A 19,914-nucleotide genomic window follows, 5' to 3' on the forward strand; every position below is an offset into this window, starting at 1 on the left:
CGAGCGGCTGAACGCGTTGACAGCGGCGCGACAACGGAGAGACCCCTCATGACGCAGCGGTGGGAAACGGCTTTCGTTGGAGGCGATAGCGGAGACATCCGCCATATCAGCGTAATTGTCCAAGTGAGCGTAGAACAGGCCGATCCGCAGTAACGAGTTCCTCGTCCGGTCGAGTACGAATCGGTCGACTCTCAATGAGGGGTTCTAAACGGATGAGACAACGCGTCCGCTGAACTGTGGGAAAGTTTTCACCGCGGTGCATACCACAGCGAGAACGCCGGTCAAAGAGCACTTCGTGCGATTATTTCTCCGCGCTGAGCCTACCACGTGAGCGCCGCGGTGTCCCTCGAGATGTTCACAGCACTCGGTGGGTTATCGATGCAAAAGACAACTCGATCAAGCTGAGTAGGGTGGGTGTGGAAGTGATCGGGTGAGCGTTACTCGACCAGACGTTGTGCTTCCTCTGGAATCTCGCCCAGTTCGAACTCATCGTCAGGATCGAGTTCGAGCACTTCGATCGTCCGGAAATCGGTGGGGTGGCTTTCGGACTGGACGGAGATTGTCCCCTCGTCGATAATCGTGCCATCGGCTTCCAGTTGTGGGTTTTGATACTCGAGGACGATGCCCTGGTCACGAATGATGTGTTGGACAAGTTCATTCCCGCGAACGACGGCGGTTGTACTCACCCAATCGTGACCGTCGTAGGTCTCTTCGGCGTACAGCGCATCGCCTGTCGTCTCGTGCCAACAGTGGGCATCGACGAGGTCACCGTCCAAATCCTCTACTTGCATATCAGGCGTACAGACGTCGCCGAGGGGTCGGTCCGACCCGTCTTCGTTCGGTCCGACGAGCTGGTACTCGACGGAACGGGGGAAGTCCTGGTCGATTCCCATCTCGCTCGGCAGTTCGCCGTGAAGCATCAGTCCGTTATTCTTGTAGGCCCACGCCGCACCGCCGTCCACCTGCTGTTCGCCCTCGGGGAATCGCCACTCGGCGTGGAGGACGTAGTGGGAGAACTCGTCGTCGTAAAATAGGTGACCGAATTCGTTTTCAAAGTCTTCGTACTCGTCGTACCGGACTTTGAGCAACCCGTCTTCGACTCGGAAGGTATTGAAGGGGTCCTCGCCGGCTTCGTACCCCTGAATCTTGGGAGTCCAGTCGTCGAGTGACTCGCCGTCAAACAGATCGATCCAGTCGCCGTCCAACTCGGCTTCGGCTATCGCGGGGTGAACCGTCCCGCCCGGAATGCCCGGGATACCGTCTGGCCGCCACGGACTGTTGACCTCGTTGAGCCACTCGCCGGCGTACTCGAACGAGTCGTAGGGCTGTGGCGAGTTGTCGTACTCGTAGATGAGGTACTCGACGTTCGAGGCGTTGCGTGCTGCGGTAGCGATCGAGCGCATGCTGAGATCTCCTTCGTGGATCTCCGTCAGTGAGCCATTACCTCGCTCGCCCACGCCGTGCGTCCGCGAGTCGTCGGCCTCCCAATTTTTCATGTGCAGCGATCGGATCTTATCGCCGTACTCGAGGATGTAATCGATCGGATCCGGCCGTTCCTCACCGGCGAACACCCACGCTACGTCGAGTTGGAGGTGGACATGGTCTTCGACCTCCTGGGCGAAAATGTCGTAGGCGTACTCGTCGCCGATGCGTTGGAACTCGAAGTCGTGGTTGTGGTAGCCGAACTCGAAGCCGTGATCGGCCATCTCGTCGGCGACCGCGTTGACGCGCTCGGCGAACTCGCGGACGTTATCCTCGTCGGACCAGAACGCTTCGCCCCCGTAGTACGGATCGATGAGGGCGGGATAGTCGCCCTCGTGGGCAAACTGCTCGTAGGTCTCGGCTACCCCTTCCGGATCCGCTTCGACGTCCTCGATATCGATGTGGACGCTGCTCATGTACACGCCCGTTTCGTTCTGAGCTTCGAGCATCGCATCGGCGTCGTCGATCGAGGGCGGCTCGTACGTATCCAGCCCCGCGTCGGCGCTCAGATGGATCAGGTCGGCGTTCGAGTACCCCTCGAGTTCGTTGAACGAGAAGAACTGGGAGCCGGTCGGAATTTCTCTGTTGGGGTCCAAGTCAGTGAGATCGGCCTGCAACTGCTGGACAGTCTGTGGACTACTGCGGGTATACGCCGATCCCGTCATGACGGCGCTCGCGACACCTGTCGCGCCGATACTCTGGAGGACCTGGCGGCGATTCACATTGAACCCACTAGTATCTGGACTATTCTGTTTTCTTGACTTTCGTGGCATAGAGTAACAGTTACCAACTAACATCTTAATTGTTTTGGTGAGCGAAGAGAGATATTTGGATAACGGGCTTCTCTGGAGATTGCAACCAGCCACAATAATTGAGTACGATTACCGCCGAATCTCGCAAATACGGTTCGAAATGGATAGCTAGTGGGTTCTATTTCTCGGACGCTTTGTTCGACACCAATCCGATGTTCACGGTGACTCGTCACGATGGGCCGTCGTATCGTATTCATTCGCGGTCCAAACTGCTTCGACGACGAGTGAGAAGGAAACCAACCGACCGAAAATTCGTCGAGAAAACGGAGAGACGACGATACCGTTCGAAGGATATATCGCGATACATTCTTCCGCCACAGAACGTGGATAAACCCGCTTGACACTTGTCCTATAGAACTAATTTACTATATACATTACATTCTCGGTTAATTATTTATAATATGCTCTCGATATTGCTATCGGATAGTAGCATGAGAGACAAAGGCAACCGATGCGGTCCACTGAACAACAGTATCGATCGTTCAACCGGGAGTCGCGAGAAGCCAACCGAGTCGGACTCTCGAGCGCGAACGCGACCGGTAGATCACCAAGGGCATGGGCATTGTAACTACACGGTTCGATGCGGCGTAGTACTCTCACAGGACGATGGCTAACAACACAATCGAACTCGAAGCAGTAACTGTACAGGACGACACGAACGGGCACGGTCCACCGAACCACGCGGGGCCGCCAGATCACGCGGGCGGACAAGGGCCACCAGATCATGCTGGTCCGCCGGATCACGCCGGGCCGCCGGACGAGGATGGCGACGCCGAGTACGCGTGGATCGGCGTGTCACCGGCGGAAATCGAAGGTGAAACGAATCCGACCCTTTCGTTGACTGCGGGTGAATCGTACACCCTCGAGTGGACGAATACCGACGGCGTGTACCACAACTTCGCAATCGCGGACGCCGACGGTGACGAGGCCCTCGCGTCTGAGGGGACCGCAACGGAGGGAGAAACGGAGACCGTCGAGTTTACCGCAACCGAGGAGATGACCGAGTACCGCTGCGACCCTCATCCCGACGACATGCAGGGTGGTATCGACGTAGGCGTTCCTGAAGAAGCCGTCTTCGAGGTGAGCAGCCTCAACCCCGCAGAGGCGACCGTCGAACTGGGTGACACTCTCGACGTCTCGGCCACGATCACGAACGTCGACGACTACGAAAGCACGCAAGAGATTACCTTCATTCTCGACGACGAGACCGTCGCCTCCCAGGAGTTGACCCTCGAGGCGTGTGCCGAGGACACCGTCACCTTCGAGGACGTCGACACGAGCGACCTCGAAGAAGGCGAGTACACCTACGCCGTCGCCAGCGACGACGACTCACAGGAGGGGACGCTCACCGTCGAGGCAAAAGAATCCGAGGTGCTCTGGCACCGCGATCACGAATGGGAGACGAATCCGTCCGAAGCCATCGACTGGGACAATTACCACACCAGACAAGTCGGATCCAACATTGACAGCCTGATGGCGATTGACGTTGATCCCGATGGTCGGGTCTGGTACGTAACCCGCGGTGCGAATTTTTCGTCCGACGGTGACGGCGTGGCCGAAGTCGGCTGGGTCGACCCCGCCACTGACGAGCAACAGATCGCGCTCGAACTCGATGTGATCGTCGGCGGCACCGATCATACGCCGGCGAATCACGGCAACGGGACCGCGCCTCGAGAGTTGGGCGCCCAGAGCGTCGCGATCGATCCCGACTTCGAGGACAACGGCTATGTGTACGTCTACTACCATCCCTCGAGCGAAGACATGGAGATCGTCGACAGTCCGTACCACGAGGACATCACGCGGATGCTCCAGTACGTCTCGCGGTTCGAGATGGACGGCGATGTCCTCGATCCCGACTCCGAAGAGGTTATCCTCGAGATACCCCTGCAGATCGACGGCTGCTGTCACATCGGTGGCTACCTTGAATTCGGACCCGACGGCGAACTCTACGTAACGACCGGCGACGACACGAATCAGGATGGGGTTCCGTCCGAGGACACCCCTCAGATTCATCATTTCACGGGAGATGAACGCGAAGGGTACGTAAACGATCGTCCGGCCGCGATCTCCGACGCCCAACGGACGTCACAAAACACGGCAGATCTCCGCGGAAAGGTACTGCGCATCGAACCCACGGAGGACGGCGGCTACGAGATCCCCAGTGGGAATCTCAACGAATGGTACGAGGGAGAGACCGACGAAGAGTACGGAGAGGACGAGATCCTCCCGGAGATCTACGCGATGGGATTCCGGAATCCGTACGTCGTCCACGTCGACGAACACACCGGGTTCCTGTTCGTCGCCGATTACGGAAACGACGCGCCGAGCTGGGATCCCGACCTCGGAACAGTCGGACAGGCTACGTACCACCTGTTAGACGAACCGGCTAACGCCGGATTCCCGTATTTCAAGGGGTACTATCCGAATCGCTACTACGACTTCGAAACCCGGACGTCGGGTCCGCCCCATTGGCCCGGAAATCTCCGGAATCGATCGCCGAACAACACCGGTATCGAAAACGTTCCGAACGCAACGCCGGCGCTGGTCTGGGTCCCCCAGGATTACGAGACGTACGAAGACGTCCCCGAGTGGGCGGAGATGCCGCGGCGAGGCGAAACGACCTGGCCGGAGATCCCGGCGCTCGGTTCGGCGAACGCAGGCCCGTCCTATCGGTACTCCGATTCCTTCGACGAGGGCGCTCTCGACCCGTATTTCGAAGGGAAACAGTTCGTACTGGCACCGTACAACGACAGTTGGATGGGGTACTTCACGTACAACGAGGACGGGACGCTCGACATCGAGGAGTTCCTCCCGGGTCACGACTTCGGGACGCCGACCGATATGGAGGTGTTGCCCGACGGACGGCTCGTCTTGATGGACTACGACTCCACCCCCGGAAGCTTCACCGGTGACGACGGGGGGATACACCTCATCGAGTACATGACCGACGGGGAGCCCGAGCCCGAACCCGAAGATCCGCTGTCGGCGCCGTACGGGATGAACGCAGGCGGCGACCCGTCAAATCCCGGTTCGGAGACGCCGGTGGTCATCGACGATCTCGAGTTTGAAGCCATCGACGATGTCGACGGCGTCCCCCAGCTATCGGCGAGTTACGATGAAGACGGTGAGTTTGCCGACGAATCCTGGTTCGATCCGCCGGCGACCGCGGAGGACAGCTCCGACTCGTACGGCTCGATCGAGGACACTGACTACGACGCTCTTTACCAGACGGAGTTGTGGGCGGAGGACCTTTCCTTTGAACTCGACTTCGAGAACGGAACGTACGACGTGACGTTGCACTGGGCCGAAATCGGCGGTCAGGATGGAGTCGGCGAGCGCGTCTTCGACGTACTGGTACAGGGCGAGACGGTCCTCGAGGAGTTCGACATCTATGTGGAGGCCGGGGACACCGGAATCGCGGTTTCCCACATCGTTGAGGGCGTCGAAGTCGACGACGGGACCCTGTCGATCGAGTCGGTCTCCCACGCCGACGCGACGATGTTCTGCGGGATCGAGATCCGCGATAGCGACGACGAACCGGAGGACGACGGCGACGGAATCGGACTCGAAGGGAGTACCGATGGGTGGGTAGGCGTCTCGCCCGAGGGAATCGAAGGTGAGGAGAATCCAACCCTCTCGTTGATCGCTGGGGAGGAGTACACTGTCGAGTGGACGAACGTCGACGGCGTCTTCCACAACTTCGCTATTGAGGACGATAGCGGCGGAGAGATACTCTCGTCCGAAGGGACGCCGTACGAGGGCGAATCGGAAACTATCGAATTCACGGCGACCGAGGAGATGGCTGCCTACGTTTGTCAGCCTCACCCCCAATCGATGCAGGGTGATATCGAGGTGGACTAGCTGAACGAGGATCCGTCGGCATTCCTTGACGCCACAATTTTGCGCACGGAAAACGGCACACGTGACCGATACGAACGGAACGGAAAACGGAAACGTCACTGGTGAACGGGAGAACGCACGGATAACCACTACCGGATAGGAACCGCGTTCAGATCGTGGTTGACTTCCCAACATCCGCACACCAGTCGCGTTCTACGAGTTCTTTCTTCCAGCGAAACTCGAGGAGACATTGTCGATTCGAATTTCGCTTCATTCCCACGCACAACAGCTGATTGACCACGACAAACTCTACCGAGGAGTGTTCAAACTCTCGCTGTAAGGTGTTTTCCTCGTATGTATCTCTGACAAAATCATTCACTATAAGTATACTCAATATGTAGGGGATTTTGACCGTCCATGAAGGAACAGGATTGCTTTCCATTACAAATATACAATTGTAATTGTAATATGTGGTGTTCCGTATCGTGTTTGTGATATTCACTCACTGAATATAAACATAGATATTTACATAACACGTTCCATCGTTCGCTTTCCTGGTCCGGTGAAACGATACTGATTCGTAGCAGAATACGACCGCGATATACTTCTATATGGCCGCGTTTTCGGTTATTCCGGTGAAACAGTGATTGCCCCGTTCCGCCTCACGACGGTATGTTTCGTGAAACGACAGCGAGGATTACTAGCCAGAACTGGAGCGTTTCCGGCTATCGTCGGTCCGTCGAAGGAGCCAATGGGTCGGTTCCTTCCATTGAACGATCTTGTCTACGCTCCCGGCCCAAATTCATCCAAACCGTTAAGATCGCCGTTGACTATCATTATTCTCGTATCACGTACGTCACGGGAACTCCATCGTTTGGGAACGCCAATTCCAACGTAAAACGCGGCGAGTGGCTTAATAAAATAACCCATCTACGGGACCTGGAGCTACGTCGAATGCAAAAATTCAGCCAGCGAGGATCGCGAACTGACTACCGCGCCTAGACGAGTGATCGTCCCGCCGATGTACTCGTTAGTCGATTGGAATGAGATTACGCGATTACGACCGAGAGATACCGATAGCCGGCACTACTAGCGGACGAAAATACTCCGGAACTGGTGCTGGACTAGCCAAATCAACTGCTAGTAGTTGATGTAACCAAATCAATACTATTCAGTATATTAGTAGTTAATTATTTATAATATGCTCTCGATAGTACTGTTGGAATGGGACCATGAGAGACAAAATCAGTCGAGGGATAGTAACTACTAATAGTTTGCTGCCGGTTATCCAGGGAGGAAAACTCCCCTCAGCGACGCGTTTCGATGGGCGACCGGCCACTGGTGTGAACGGATTAGGAATCGCAATCGGAGACTCGAGTCAGTAACGACACAAGATAATGAGCACTAACACAATCGAACTCGAAGCAGTAGCCATACAGGATGAGAACGGACAAGGGCCACCGGATCACGCCGGACCACCGGACCATGCCAACGCACCGGACGACGCTGGACCGCCGGATCACGCCGGACCACCGGGAGATGACGGAGATCTCGAGTACGCGTGGGTGGGGGTTTCGCCGGAGGCGATAGAAGGAGAAACGAATCCAGATCTCTCGGTAGTTGCAGACGAAGCGTACACGCTCGAGTGGACGAATACCGACGGTGTCTTTCACAACTTCGCAATCGTAGATGACGACGGTGAGGAACTCATCGCATCCGACGGGATCTCGGAGTCGGGCGAGACGGAGACCGTCGAGTTTACGGCGACCAAAGCGATGTCGACGTACCTCTGTGAACCACACCCGGAAGATATGGAGGGCGACATCGATGTCGGCGCGCCCGAAGAAGCGGTCTTCGAGGTGGACACCCTCGAGCTCTCGGAGACGACGGTCGACCAGGGGGAATCCGTCGACATCAGCGTGACGATCACTAACGTCGGAAACGTCGAGGCATCTCAGGAAATTTCGCTGCTCATCGACGATGAGATCGTCGATTCACAGGATCTTTGCCTCGAATCCGGCGAGTGTGATACCGTCACGTTTGAAGGCGTCGATACGAGTGAACTCGAGCCGGGTGAGTACACCGTCATCGTCGCTACCGAAGACGACGAACGGAGCGCAACGCTGACGGTTGGGAAAGTCGACGATGAGGTCCTCTGGCACCGCGAGCACGACTGGGAAGCCGATGCAGACGCAGCCACCGATTGGGCTAACTACGACGTCCACGACCTCGGTCAGGAAGCGAGCGGCGAAGCGATGGCGATGGAAGTCGATCCTGACGGCCAAATCTGGTACATTGGCCGCGGTGCCGATTTCGTTGCCCACGGGGACGACGTCGCCGAAGTCTGTTACGTCGACCCCGACACCGGCGAGCATGAAGTCGCGCTCGAACTCGACGTCATCGTCGGTTCCGAGGAGATAACGGGGGGGAACGCCCGCGAACTCGGCGGTCAGAGCGTCGCTATCGACCCGGATTTCGAGCAAAACGGCTACGTGTACGTCTACTACCATCCCTCCAGCGAGGATTTCGACCTCGTCGACAATCCGTATCACGAGGACATCACGACGATGCTCCAGCGAGTCTCCCGGTTCGAAATGGACGGGGACGTTCTCGATCCGGAGTCCGAGGAAGTCATCATCGAAATTCCACTCCAGCTCGAGACGTGCTGTCACATCGGCGGCTATCTCGAGTTCGGGCCCGAGGGCGACCTCTATATCACGACGGGCGACGACTCCAACAACGTTGGCGCGCCCGACGACGAAGTCAACTGGTCGATGACCGACGAACGCGAGGGCCACGTCGGTGGCCGGCCTGCGGCCGTCTCTGATGCGCAGCGGACCTCCGGAAATACGGCTGATCTGCGCGGGAGCGTGTTGCGGATCACGCCCACGGATGACGGTGATTACGAGATCCCGGATGGAAACCTCAAAGAATGGTGGGAAGGAGAAACCGGCGAGGCGTACGACGACGAGGAGTTCCTCCCGGAACTCTACGTGATGGGGCTTCGAAACCCGTTCACGATCACCGTCGACGATCACACCGGATTCCTGTTCATCGGTGATTACGGCAACGACGCGACCGAGTGGGATTCGAATCTCGGAACGGTGGGTCAGGCGACCTACCACTTGTTCGACAAGCCGGGCAACGCTGGCTATCCGTTCTTCAAGGGATACTACCCGAACCGGCAGTACGACTTCGAGGCCGGCGAGCCGGGACAGCCGTTCTGGTTTGACAATCTCCGCAACCGGTCGCGGAACAACACCGGTATCGAGAACATTCCGAACGTGACACCGGCACTCGCTTGGCATCCCCAGAACTTCGAAACGTACGAGGATGTTTCCCCTTGGGCGGATATGCCACGACCCGGTGAAACCACCTGGCCGCAGTTGGACGCTGGCGGTTCGGCTGACGCGGGCATTGCCTACCGCTACTCCGACGACTACGGAGATGGTGCCCTCGATCCGTACTTCGAGGGAAAACAGTTCTTCATGAACCCGAGCAACGAGGACGTTATTCGTTACTTCACCTACAATGAAGACGGAAGCCTCGAGATCGACGAATTCCTTCCCGACAACCCCATCGAAGGCGCGTACGACATGGACCTTCTGCCGGACGGTCGACTCGTCACGATGGGAATGTATTCAGGAATCCACGTGATCGAATATCAGGGCGATTCACCGGAAGCGGAGGTTCCGGAACGCGTCGAACCCGGTGCAAGCGGGCTCAGCGGCGATCCGCCGGCGGACGCGACGGTTCTCTGGAACGGTGACGACGCCACGCTCGATGACTGGGAACATTACCCCGACGGAGAGGATGCCGAGTGGATCGAACACGACGACTACTTCGAAGTTGAGCTCGGGACTGGCGACCTTCGGCCCAAGGAGGCGATGGGCGACGTCCACCTCCACCTCGAGTGGCGCGTTCCCGAGGGTCTCGAGGGCGAGGGCCAGGGGCCAGGAAACAGCGGCGTCTTCATGATGGAGACGTACGAGATCCAGATCCTCCAGAGCTACGACAACCCGACCTATCCGAGCGGGTACGCCGGATCGTACTACATGGCCGAGGAGGGAGGCGGCAGCGCCCCGCTCGATCTGCCGATCCGTCCGCCGGGAGAGTGGCAAGAGTTCGATATTATCTGGCGCGGTCCCCGATTCGAGGACGGTGAAGTGGTTCGATATCCGCAGACGTCGGTGTTTTTCAACGGCGTGGCCGTCCAGATGCACCTCGACATCCCGGGGCCCGTCTGGTACGACACGCTCTATGACTTCGACGACGACGAGTTCGGACACCCGCAGGATGAGGACGGCGAGTTCCTCGAGGAGGTGCCCTTTGCCTTGCAGGACCACGGTGCCGAGGACGACCACGTTCACTTCCGGAACATCTGGTATCGCGACCTCCCCGAACGGCCAGTCGAGGACCGCGAGCACCCGGACGAGATTCCCGAATACGATACGTCCGGCGGCGGTTGGGAGGAGCCCGAACAGGTCGAGCCCGGAGGATTCGGAACGACGGGCGAGCCGCCCGAAGACGCCGATATCCTCATCGACGACGCGTTCACACTCGAGTCGGGCGAGGGCGACTGGGAGAGCGACGACGAGTACGGTGACGCACAGTTCCACGTCGAATACCGTACCCCGGAGGACGTCGACGATGAAGGAACCCAACGCGGCTCGAGCGGCGTCCTGATGATGGGCGACTACGAAATCAACATCGTGGATACGTGGGAAAACCCCGTCGAGCCCGACGAATGGGCCGGCGCCTACACCCACCAGGCCTCGCCCCATCACGACGCGGTTCGAGAACCCGGCGAGTGGCAACAACTCGAAATTCTCTGGCAGTCTCCTCGGTTCGAGGACGGCGAACTCGAGAAGCCGGCACAGGTGACGGCGCTGTTGAACGGCGTAGCCGTCCAGACTCGCCTCGAAGTCGACGGACCGAACGGCGAGGGCGCTCTCGAGTCGTATCAGCCCCACGGCGAACAGCCGCTTCGGCTTCGTGAGGACGGAAGCGATGTGGAGTTCCGTAACACGTGGGTCCGCCCGCAGGAATCGGACGAACTCGAGGACGGCGACGAGGACGAGGGCACGGTTCCGGACGAAGCGATCGAACCGGGCACGGCCATCGAACTCGACGGCCAGACGGCTGGATGGATCGGTATCGCGCCCGAGGAAATCGACGGCGAGGAGAATCCTACGCTGACCCTCGCCGAAGGTGAAACGTACGAACTCGGCTGGACGACAGGCGACGGTGGCTCTCACAACGTCGAAATCAGGGACGGAGACGGCGCCGTCGTCGACGATCTGTCTACCGAAATGACGAACGACCCCGACGAAGACCAGTGGCTCGAGTTCGTCGCGACCGCTGAGATGGCTCAGTACGTCTGTGTACCTCACGCGGGATTGATGATCGGTGAAATCGAAGTAGTTTAAGAGATTCCTCGAAGAATCTCTTCGTTATAAGAGACGTTCTCTGTAATACAATATAAGATACATAAGAATCCGAATGTGAGCGCGATATTGCTAAAATTACAGATAATGTAACTACAGGCGTAGTAGGTTCTTCAATCCGGTTATATATCTCTATAAATTCTTTTTCCTAATTTTCCTTGGTACGTACATGCTGAATGAGAGAGTATTTTACTTTAGTAACTACAGATATATACTCTCTACGGTAGTTATATATGGCTATCATACACTCTTTTCGTATGTTATCTCATATCAATAACCAATATCATGATTAATCGCTAATGGTGGTTTTGAATGGTAATTCGTGTTACTTCCTTTTCTAAACAGAACGCTGACGGATACGCTCACGGTGCCGGATTCTCACCGCTAAACCGGGCCCAGCCACAACAAAACGTTTATTATCCACGAATGCTGGTAATTTACTGATGGCTAAGCATACATCTCGCCGTACAGCATTGAAGCTCGCTGGAGGAATCACTTCTGTAGCGTTTCTAGCAGGATGTCTTGATGACGACGACGAAGCTGATGAGGAAAACGGTGACGGAACAAACGGTGACGACGATGAGAACGGCAACGAAAGCGAGGACAACGGCGACGATAACGGTGAAGTAGAACAAGATCTCGACCCGGCTGAGTGGGAAGACGTTGAATCGATCAAATTGCTCGGTGACGCCTCCGGTTGGGTCGGCGTAGAGCCTGAGATGATCGCCGACGTTCAAAATCCGACGTTGATTCTCTTCGAGGACGATGAGTACGATCTCACGTGGGAAAACGACGATGCAGGTCCGCACAATATCGTCGTACGAGATGACAACGGTGATACTGTCCGAGACTACGGAACGGAAATCACTCGAAACCTCGGCGACGAACAAACGCTTGAGATCGAAGCGACGTCCGAGATGAGCGAATACGTCTGTGAACCCCACTCTAGCGCAATGGTCGGCGAGATCCAGATCGAATAAGCAAAACCCCTAGTCGTCGGGCAACCGGAAAGGCGATTAACGCATTTTTCAGCATCGATATACCGATGCCGCGGTCCTGTCCTGGGACACTGCTCCAGAATAGCAAAAATCGCTTGCTGGCTAGTCTTCGCTTTCGTAGGGGTCTCCGACGGAGGAAGGCATCTGTGTCTTCCCCCAGACGGTGAGCACGACGACCACGATGACGTACGGGACCAAGTTGACGATTCTGCTCGAGAGGTTGATTCCGAGTGTCTGGAGTTGAACGCTTATCATATCCAGTCCACCGAACAGGAGCGCTGCGAGGGCTGCCCCGATCGGATTGTAATTCCCGAAGAGGTACGCGACGATACCGAGCCAGCCGCGCCCGTCAACTGTCGTGTCTCCGGAAGCGTTGAAGCTACCGAGGTGAGCGAGCAACACAGCACCTGCTAATCCCGCCATCGCGCCGGAGAAAATCGTCGCCGCGTATCGGACGCGATTGACGTCGATACCGGCGGTATCCAGCGCTTCCGGGTTCTCGCCAGCAGCCTGAATCCAATAGCCGTACTGAGTTCGGTAAAGGAAGAGCCAGGAAACGGCGACGAAAACGAAGGTCAAGAGAATAAGTGGCGATTGATCGAAGAATATCGGCCCGATGACGGGAATTTCAGCCAGTCCCGGGACGACGACATTGTTAATACTCGAGAGCCCACCACTGCTTCTGCGCCCCCAGATGAGGGTTGCAATGACCGGCGCGAATCCGAGGCCGATAAACCAGACCGCTAACCCGGCGACGATCTGATCTGCTTTGTACCGAATGAGTAACACGGCGAAGATGGCGGACAGTATTACCGTAACTAGTACCGAAGCGACGAGAGCGATCCAAATATAGCCCTGTCCCGGCGAACTGCCACCGAGTCCGAACATCGTTACCGCTGCGGTCAGCGCTCCGAAGATCATGAACCCCTCGAGACCGATGTTGAACACGCCGCTTTTCTCGGCGTACAGTCCCCCGATAGCCGCGATTGCGATCGGAGACGCGACCGCTAACGATCTGTTGAGGAACCCGTAGGTAAAGAGCGACGTCTCGATACCGACGGCGATGAGGGGGATGAGAACAACGAGACCGAGGGTACCGATCTGAACCCGTCGTTGACTGGTGTAACTAGCGACGCTCATCGGTCGTCACCTCCGAGACCCGTTCGAGCAGCGGCCATACGGAACAGTTCCGGCGCGGCGACGAACAGAACGACGAGTCCGACGATACCGTCGATCATTTGAGCCGGGACGTCGCTGTGAATTTGGATGTGCGATCCGGCGGAATCGAGCCCGCCGAACAAAAGCCCTGCTGGGATGACGCCGATCGGGTTGTTCGCCGCGAGGAGACTTACGGCGATGGCGTCGAACCCGTAAGTGCTAATTCCGTCCGGATTGGTGAAATTTCCAGTTATCATGATTACGAAGATCGCTCCGGCGAGACCGGCGACCATCCCGGAGAAGGTCATGGTCGCGACGATGGTTCGTTTGGCGTCCACGCCGGAGTACGTCGCCGCCGACTGCTGATGACCGCTCGTCACCATGTCGTACCCGAAGCCGGTGCGTTCGATGACGATCGCGACGAGTATGACCACAGCAATCGTGATACCGAGACCGATGATCGAGAAACTCGAACTGCTAAAGACGATCTGCGGGAATCCGACGTACTCCGGAAGTTGTTCCGTTCTCGTCGATGGCGCGTTCGGATCTTGGAACCAGCCCATAACGAGCCAGCCAACGATACCGATCGCGATGAAGTTCAGCATAATGGTAGTAATAATCTCGTTCGCCCCGGCGTAGGCTTTCAACGCGCCGGGTAGTGCCGCGTACAACCCACCTGCGATAATGCCCGAGGTGGTCCCGATTACTATCAGTGTGACACCCCCGATCGGCCCACTCGGGAGAAGCGGTGCGAGCCAAACGATCGGCATGACGGTCGCGATCCCGCCGACGATGAACTGACCCTGAACGCCGATGTTAAACACGCCCGCTCGGAATGCGACTGCCACAGCGACGCCAGTCAGAATAAACAGCGTCGATAACCGTAACGTTCGTGCCATCGCCGCCTCGCTTCCGATCGCGCCGATAATCAACTGGTTGGCGAACAACGCTGGATTGTACCCGGACATGGCGACGATACCCAGACCGATCAAAAGCGCCAGGGTCGTCGAGGCAATCGCGATCCCGACCCGCTCGAGTACGCCCGCGTCTAACATCCGATCTGCGGCGCGGTCGAGTACCGTTCTGGCTCCGCTCGAGTCAGCGCTGCTCATGCCTGTGCTCCTCCCTTCGATTCTTGTTCCGATAATTCTCCTTCATTTTCTAGACGCTGGCCGGCCATCAGGAGGCCGAGTTGCTCTTCCGTTACGTTGTCCGGATCGACGATATCGATAAATTCGCCTTCATACATAACTGCGATTCTATCGGAGAGTTTCTGAATTTCCTCGAGTTTCGACGAGACGACGACGATCGCCAATCCGTTCTCGCGGAGTTCGAGTAGCCGGTTGTGGATGAACTCGATCGAGCCGATGTCGACACCGCGTGTCGGATGCGACGCGAATATGAGATCCGGATCGTGGCCGATCTCTCTGCCGACGATGAACTTCTGCTGGTTGCCGCCGGACAGTGATGCCGCTTCGGCGTCGGCGTTCGGCGGGCGAACGTTGAACTCCTCGATGATATCTTCCGCGTGCTCGCGGACGGCCGTCCAATCGATAACGCCGTCGTTGACGTACGGTTCGATGGTCTGGTTCCCGAGCAGTGCGTTCCGGACGAGGCTGTAATCCTGAACAAGCCCTTCCGTTTGTCGATCTTCGGGAATGTACGCGATTCCTTCCTCGATACGTTGCCGACGGCTCATTTCTGTGACGTCTTCGCCAGCAAACCGGACGGATCCCGACTCGAGCGATCGCAGTCCGGTACATCCTTCGACCAGTTCGGTCTGACCGTTCCCCTGGACGCCCGCGATGCCCAGGATTTCTCCGGATCGAACGGTGAGGTCGACGCCTGAAACCTTCTCGATATCGCGGTCGTCCCGAACGTGGACCTCGTTCGCCTCGAGAACGGGTTCGCCTGAGGTGGGTTCCCGTGACTGTCGATCGAACATCACCTCTCGACCGACCATCATCCGCGCTAGATCTTGTTCGGTAGTATCCGCGGCCTTGACGGTGCCGACAGATTCTCCATCCCGGAGAACAGTAATGTCGTCGGCCGCCGTCAACGCTTCATCCAGTTTGTGCGAGATGAATATCATCGAGTGGCCGGCATCCGCGAGATCGTTCAGCAGGTCGATTAACCCCTCGACCTCCTGTGGAGTGAGAACTGCCGTCGGTTCGTCGAAAATGAGAATTTCCGCACCTCGGTACAGCGTTTTGACGATTTCGACGCGCTGTCGGTCCCCGAGATCGAGATCGCGGATTTGGGTATCTAACTCCTCGTCGATACTGAACCCGTATCGAGAACAAATATCCTCGATTTCGTCTCTGGCGACGGACTCGTCGATTAATCCGTTTTCAGTCGGCTCGTGACCTAGAATGATGTTCTGCAGAACGGTCATCGGCTCGACGAGTTGGAAGTGCTGGTGGATCATTCCGACTCCGACGCTCATCGCGTCTCGGGGAGAATTGAACGTTTGTTCTTCGCCGTTGACGGTGATCGTTCCCTCGTTTTGATCGTACAATCCGTAGAGAACGCTCATCAGGGTCGTCTTTCCTGATCCGTTCTCACCGAGCAGCGCGTGAATCGAGCCCTGCTCCAGCGTGAGATCGACCTCGTCGTTAGCGACGACATCCCCGAAGCGTTTGGTGATTCCCTCGAGTTGGACGGCTGGAGGTGCGTTACTTGTAGTCATGGTTTGTTATTGGAAACTCACCCATAAATATGAACTGAAAAGACGGCGCCGTTAACAACCGGTCGGTCCGCACTCGAGATCGATCTCATCGTCTTCGAACGCTTGAATCGCTTCTTCGAGGTTCTCGTCGAGTGTATCGGGGAGATCACCGTCGAAGGCTTGACCGACGACGAAATCGATTCCACCGTTTTCGAGGCTGAGGTTCTGTTCGCCGACAAAGTCACCGAAGTTGTCTTCGGTGACTGCTTCTGCCATGTCGTAGGTCGCCTGGTTGAGGGCCTTCACCGCGGAACCGAGGATGACGTCTTGATAATCCTCCGATTCGGACTGATCGGTGTCGACGCCCAGCGCGAAGCGGCCGTTGTCCTGTGCGGCGGAGAAAACGCCCTCCCCGGCGGACGAAGCGGCGTGCCAAACGATGTCCGCTCCGGCGTCCATCTGGGACTCTGCCTGATTCGCCGCTGCTGACGCGTCGTCGAAACTCCCGCCGTAGCCGTCGAGAACCTCGATGTCTTCGTCGACCCACTCGACGCCTTGGATGTACGAGACTTCGAACGCTTCGATCAAGTCGATCTGTTCGCCACCGACGAACCCGACGATGTCTTCGTCCGGATCGGTGGAACTGTCTTCGTGCTCTATGTCTTCCTGGGTGAGCGTTCCGGCTGCGACGCCAGCGAGGAATGACATCTCGTTGTTCATTTCGATCCATCCGGAAACGTTGTCGGCACCTTCGACAACGTTGTTGATCAGCATCCAGTTTTGGTCCGAATACTCGTCGGCGTTCTCCACGAGTGCGTCCGTGTGGTTGTCACCGATACAGATGATGAGATCGTAGTCACCGTCGGCGGTGTTGGCCTGCACTGACGGATAATTGGACTCGCTTCGCTCCTCGACCTGCGTAAATTCGAGATCGAAGTCGTCCTCAGCGTCTTCGAGACCGCTTACCGCATTGTCGTTGAACGCGTTGTCGCCGAAGCCGGCAGGACTCGAAATGACAGCGATGTTCGTTTCTCCTCCCCCGGAGGCGCCATCCATACACCCGGCCAGCGCTGCAGTTCCGATTCCGGCCGCCCCGGATGCGAGAACCGTTCGTCGACTAACCCCAGTCGTCGACGAATGGCGTTGCGTATCATCGGATCCGTTCCGCGTATCCATGTTTGGTACCATTACACTACCCAGGTAGTTTTCATACATTATAAAATTACTCATGTTCGAGATAGCTTTCACCACTTCCCACGCCGTTCTGTTAGCGGCCGATGAACCTGCGAAACGACAGTTCGATCAGCTGCCGGTCTCGTTACACTCCATCTGGAAGTCGAAAATCAGCGACTACCGTGCTAGGAAATGACTATATCGTCATATTTTAGGTAGTTGTTCGTAACAGTGTAACTATGGACATAGGTGTTCTAACCGTAGCGCTTGCCGATGAATCACTGCCAGATGCGCTCGCATACCTATCCGATCACGGTGTGGGCGCTGTGGAACTCGGCTGTGGCGGGTTTCCCGGCGACGCACATCTCCCTCGAGCCGAGTATCTCGACAACGAGGAGAGCCAGGAGGAGCTCCAGAACGCACTCGATGAGCACGACCTTTACGTCTCGGCGTTGTCCGTACACAATAACCCGATCCATCCGGACGATGAAAAGTCGGAAGATGCCGACAACGAACTCCGCGAAGCGATTCGACTCGCATCGCAGTTGGGCGTCGATACCGTAAACACGTTCTCCGGCTTGCCTGCTGGCGGTCCCAACGACGAGGTGCCGAACTGGATTACTGCGCCGTGGCCGAACGAACACCACGAGGCTCACGAGTACCAGTGGAACGAAGTTGCGATCCCCTATTGGTCCGAACTCGCAGCGTTTGCGGATGACCACGGAGTCAACGTGGGAATCGAAATGCACCCGAACATGCTCGTCCACGAGCCTCGCGGATTACTCAGACTTCGAGAGGCGACGAACGACCGGATCGGTGCGAACTTCGATCCGTCGCACCTGATTTGGCAGGGAATAGATATCACCGACGCTATTCGTCTGCTCGGCGATGCCGATGCGATCCACCACTTCCATGCAAAGGACGTCAAGACGTACGCGTCACAGGTCCGCGAAAAAGGTATTCTCGACACGACGCCGTACACTGACGAAGCCGATCGGTCGTGGTTGTTCCGCTCCATCGGGTACGGCCACGGCGAGGAGTTCTGGAAGGATGTCGTCTCGACCTTGCGGATGGTCGGATACGACGGTGCGCTTTCGATCGAACACGAGGACTCCCTTACGTCTTCTCGAGAAGGATTAGAGAAAGCGATCGAGCTACTCGACCGAACAGTCTTCGAAACGACACCTGGCGAAGTTTACTGGACGTAATACAACAATGACTGAGGAATTATCCATCGGAATGCTGGGGTATCGATTCATGGGAAAAGCACACTCGAACGCGCTCGAACGACTGCCGATGTTCTTTCCGGATGCGCCGGCAGTCGAACGGGACGTACTGATCGGACGGGACCAGGAAGCACTCGACGACGCCGCCGATCAACTTGGATTCGCACGGACGAGCACCGATTGGCGAGCGGTCATCGATGAGGTCGACGTCTTCTACAACCTCGGTCCGAACCACGTTCACGCCGACCCCTCGGTCGAAGCGCTCGAGGCTGGAACGTCGGTATTCTGCGAGAAGCCGCTCGCACATACCCTCGAAGATGCAACTCGGATGCGTGATGCGGCACGTCAGTCCTCGGGGACATCCGGAGTGACGTTCAATTACCGATTTATCCCCGCAATCCAATACGCCAAGGAGTTGATCGAGTCTGGCGAGCTCGGTGATATTCGCCACATTCGTGGCGTATACCTTCAGGATTGGTTGGCAGATCCGTCTGCACCGTGGAGCTGGCGACTCGACGAGGAGATGGCAGGCAGCGGCGTGCTCGGCGATCTCGGATCGCACACGATCGATCTGATCCGCTTTCTCGTCGGCCAGCAAGCTGGAGATATCGAACGAATCAGCGGCAACTTACAGACGTTCGTTCCGGAACGACCAACACCTGACGGCTCCGAAGTCAGAGACGTAACCGTCGATGACGCGTTTACGGCTCAGGCGGAACTCGAGAACGGAGCGACAGCTAATATCGAAGCGAGCCGGTACGCAACTGGCCACAAGAACGATCTCAGTATCGAAGTGAACGGTTCGAACGGGAGTCTCCGATTTTCACTCGAGAACCTCAACGAACTCGAGTACAAGGGAGCGAACGATCGAGGCTTCCAGTCGATTCTCGTAACCGACGAGAGCGATCCGTACGTCGATCACTGGTGGCCCGCAGGGCACATCCTCGGCTGGGAGCACACGTTCGTTCACACGAACTACGAGTTCCTTTCGGCAGTCGCACAGGGTAGCGATCACACCCCGTCGTTCGAAGAGGGGTACCGCGTTCAGGAACTGCTCGACGCTATCGAACGGGCTGACGAACGGAACGAGTGGGTCAACACTTCCTGACC

Annotated in this window: 10 protein-coding genes; 5 read left to right on the top strand and 5 right to left on the bottom strand. The window is 57.2% G+C overall.

Translation table 11 applies throughout. The features are described 5' to 3' along the window. Positions 1–437 precede the first annotated feature (437 nt). Positions 438–2,204 carry a family 16 glycoside hydrolase gene (locus tag QNM96_RS18695; protein ID WP_283838262.1) on the bottom strand — a complete coding sequence of 589 codons (1,767 nt, stop codon included), beginning with the start codon at positions 2,202–2,204 and terminating at the stop codon, positions 438–440. 696 nt (positions 2,205–2,900) lie between these two features. Here QNM96_RS18695 and QNM96_RS18700 point away from each other — a divergent pair. From QNM96_RS18700 to QNM96_RS18710, 3 genes are all read left to right on the top strand, one after another. Then, positions 2,901–6,155 (top strand): malectin domain-containing carbohydrate-binding protein, encoded by a 3,255-nt coding sequence (locus tag QNM96_RS18700; RefSeq protein WP_283838264.1) that lies wholly within the window; start codon positions 2,901–2,903, stop codon positions 6,153–6,155. A gap of 1,376 nt (positions 6,156–7,531) precedes the next feature. Next, positions 7,532–11,563 carry a family 16 glycoside hydrolase gene (locus QNM96_RS18705; protein WP_283838265.1) on the top strand — a complete coding sequence of 1,344 codons (4,032 nt, stop codon included), beginning with the start codon at positions 7,532–7,534 and terminating at the stop codon, positions 11,561–11,563. A 461-nt stretch (positions 11,564–12,024) separates the two neighbouring features. Next, positions 12,025–12,561, top strand: a complete 537-nt coding sequence (locus QNM96_RS18710) for a plastocyanin/azurin family copper-binding protein (RefSeq protein WP_283838266.1) — start codon at positions 12,025–12,027, stop codon at positions 12,559–12,561. Between the two features lie 120 nt (positions 12,562–12,681). Here the strand turns inward: QNM96_RS18710 and QNM96_RS18715 are convergent, their stop codons facing one another. From QNM96_RS18715 to QNM96_RS18730, 4 genes are read right to left on the bottom strand one after another with little or no spacing between them, the layout of a single operon-like run. Then, complete coding sequence (locus QNM96_RS18715; protein ID WP_283838267.1) at positions 12,682–13,719, bottom strand: ABC transporter permease; 1,038 nt, start codon at positions 13,717–13,719, stop codon at positions 12,682–12,684. Further along, on the bottom strand, positions 13,716–14,849 hold the full coding sequence (locus QNM96_RS18720) for an ABC transporter permease (protein ID WP_283838268.1): 1,134 nt from the start codon (positions 14,847–14,849) through the stop codon (positions 13,716–13,718). The genes QNM96_RS18715 and QNM96_RS18720 overlap by 4 nt, the downstream gene beginning before the upstream one ends. Continuing rightward, complete coding sequence (locus tag QNM96_RS18725; RefSeq protein WP_283838269.1) at positions 14,846–16,426, bottom strand: ABC transporter ATP-binding protein; 1,581 nt, start codon at positions 16,424–16,426, stop codon at positions 14,846–14,848. Before QNM96_RS18725 ends, QNM96_RS18720 begins: the two co-directional genes overlap by 4 nt. A gap of 51 nt (positions 16,427–16,477) precedes the next feature. Next, positions 16,478–17,581, bottom strand: coding sequence for a BMP family ABC transporter substrate-binding protein (locus QNM96_RS18730; protein WP_283838270.1), 1,104 nt, complete (start codon positions 17,579–17,581; stop codon positions 16,478–16,480). Between the two features lie 236 nt (positions 17,582–17,817). Between QNM96_RS18730 and QNM96_RS18735 the strand changes: the two genes are divergently transcribed. Both QNM96_RS18735 and QNM96_RS18740 read left to right on the top strand, forming a co-directional pair. Next, the gene (locus tag QNM96_RS18735; protein ID WP_283838271.1) at positions 17,818–18,786 is read left to right on the top strand and encodes a sugar phosphate isomerase/epimerase; all 969 of its coding nucleotides are present in this window, start codon (positions 17,818–17,820) and stop codon (positions 18,784–18,786) included. A 7-nt stretch (positions 18,787–18,793) separates the two neighbouring features. Then, positions 18,794–19,912 carry a Gfo/Idh/MocA family oxidoreductase gene (locus QNM96_RS18740; RefSeq protein ID WP_283838272.1) on the top strand — a complete coding sequence of 373 codons (1,119 nt, stop codon included), beginning with the start codon at positions 18,794–18,796 and terminating at the stop codon, positions 19,910–19,912. Positions 19,913–19,914: the final 2 nt, after the last annotated feature.

The sequence above is a fragment of the Halostagnicola sp. A-GB9-2 genome (assembly GCF_030068615.1).
Taxonomy (GTDB): domain Archaea; phylum Halobacteriota; class Halobacteria; order Halobacteriales; family Natrialbaceae; genus Halostagnicola.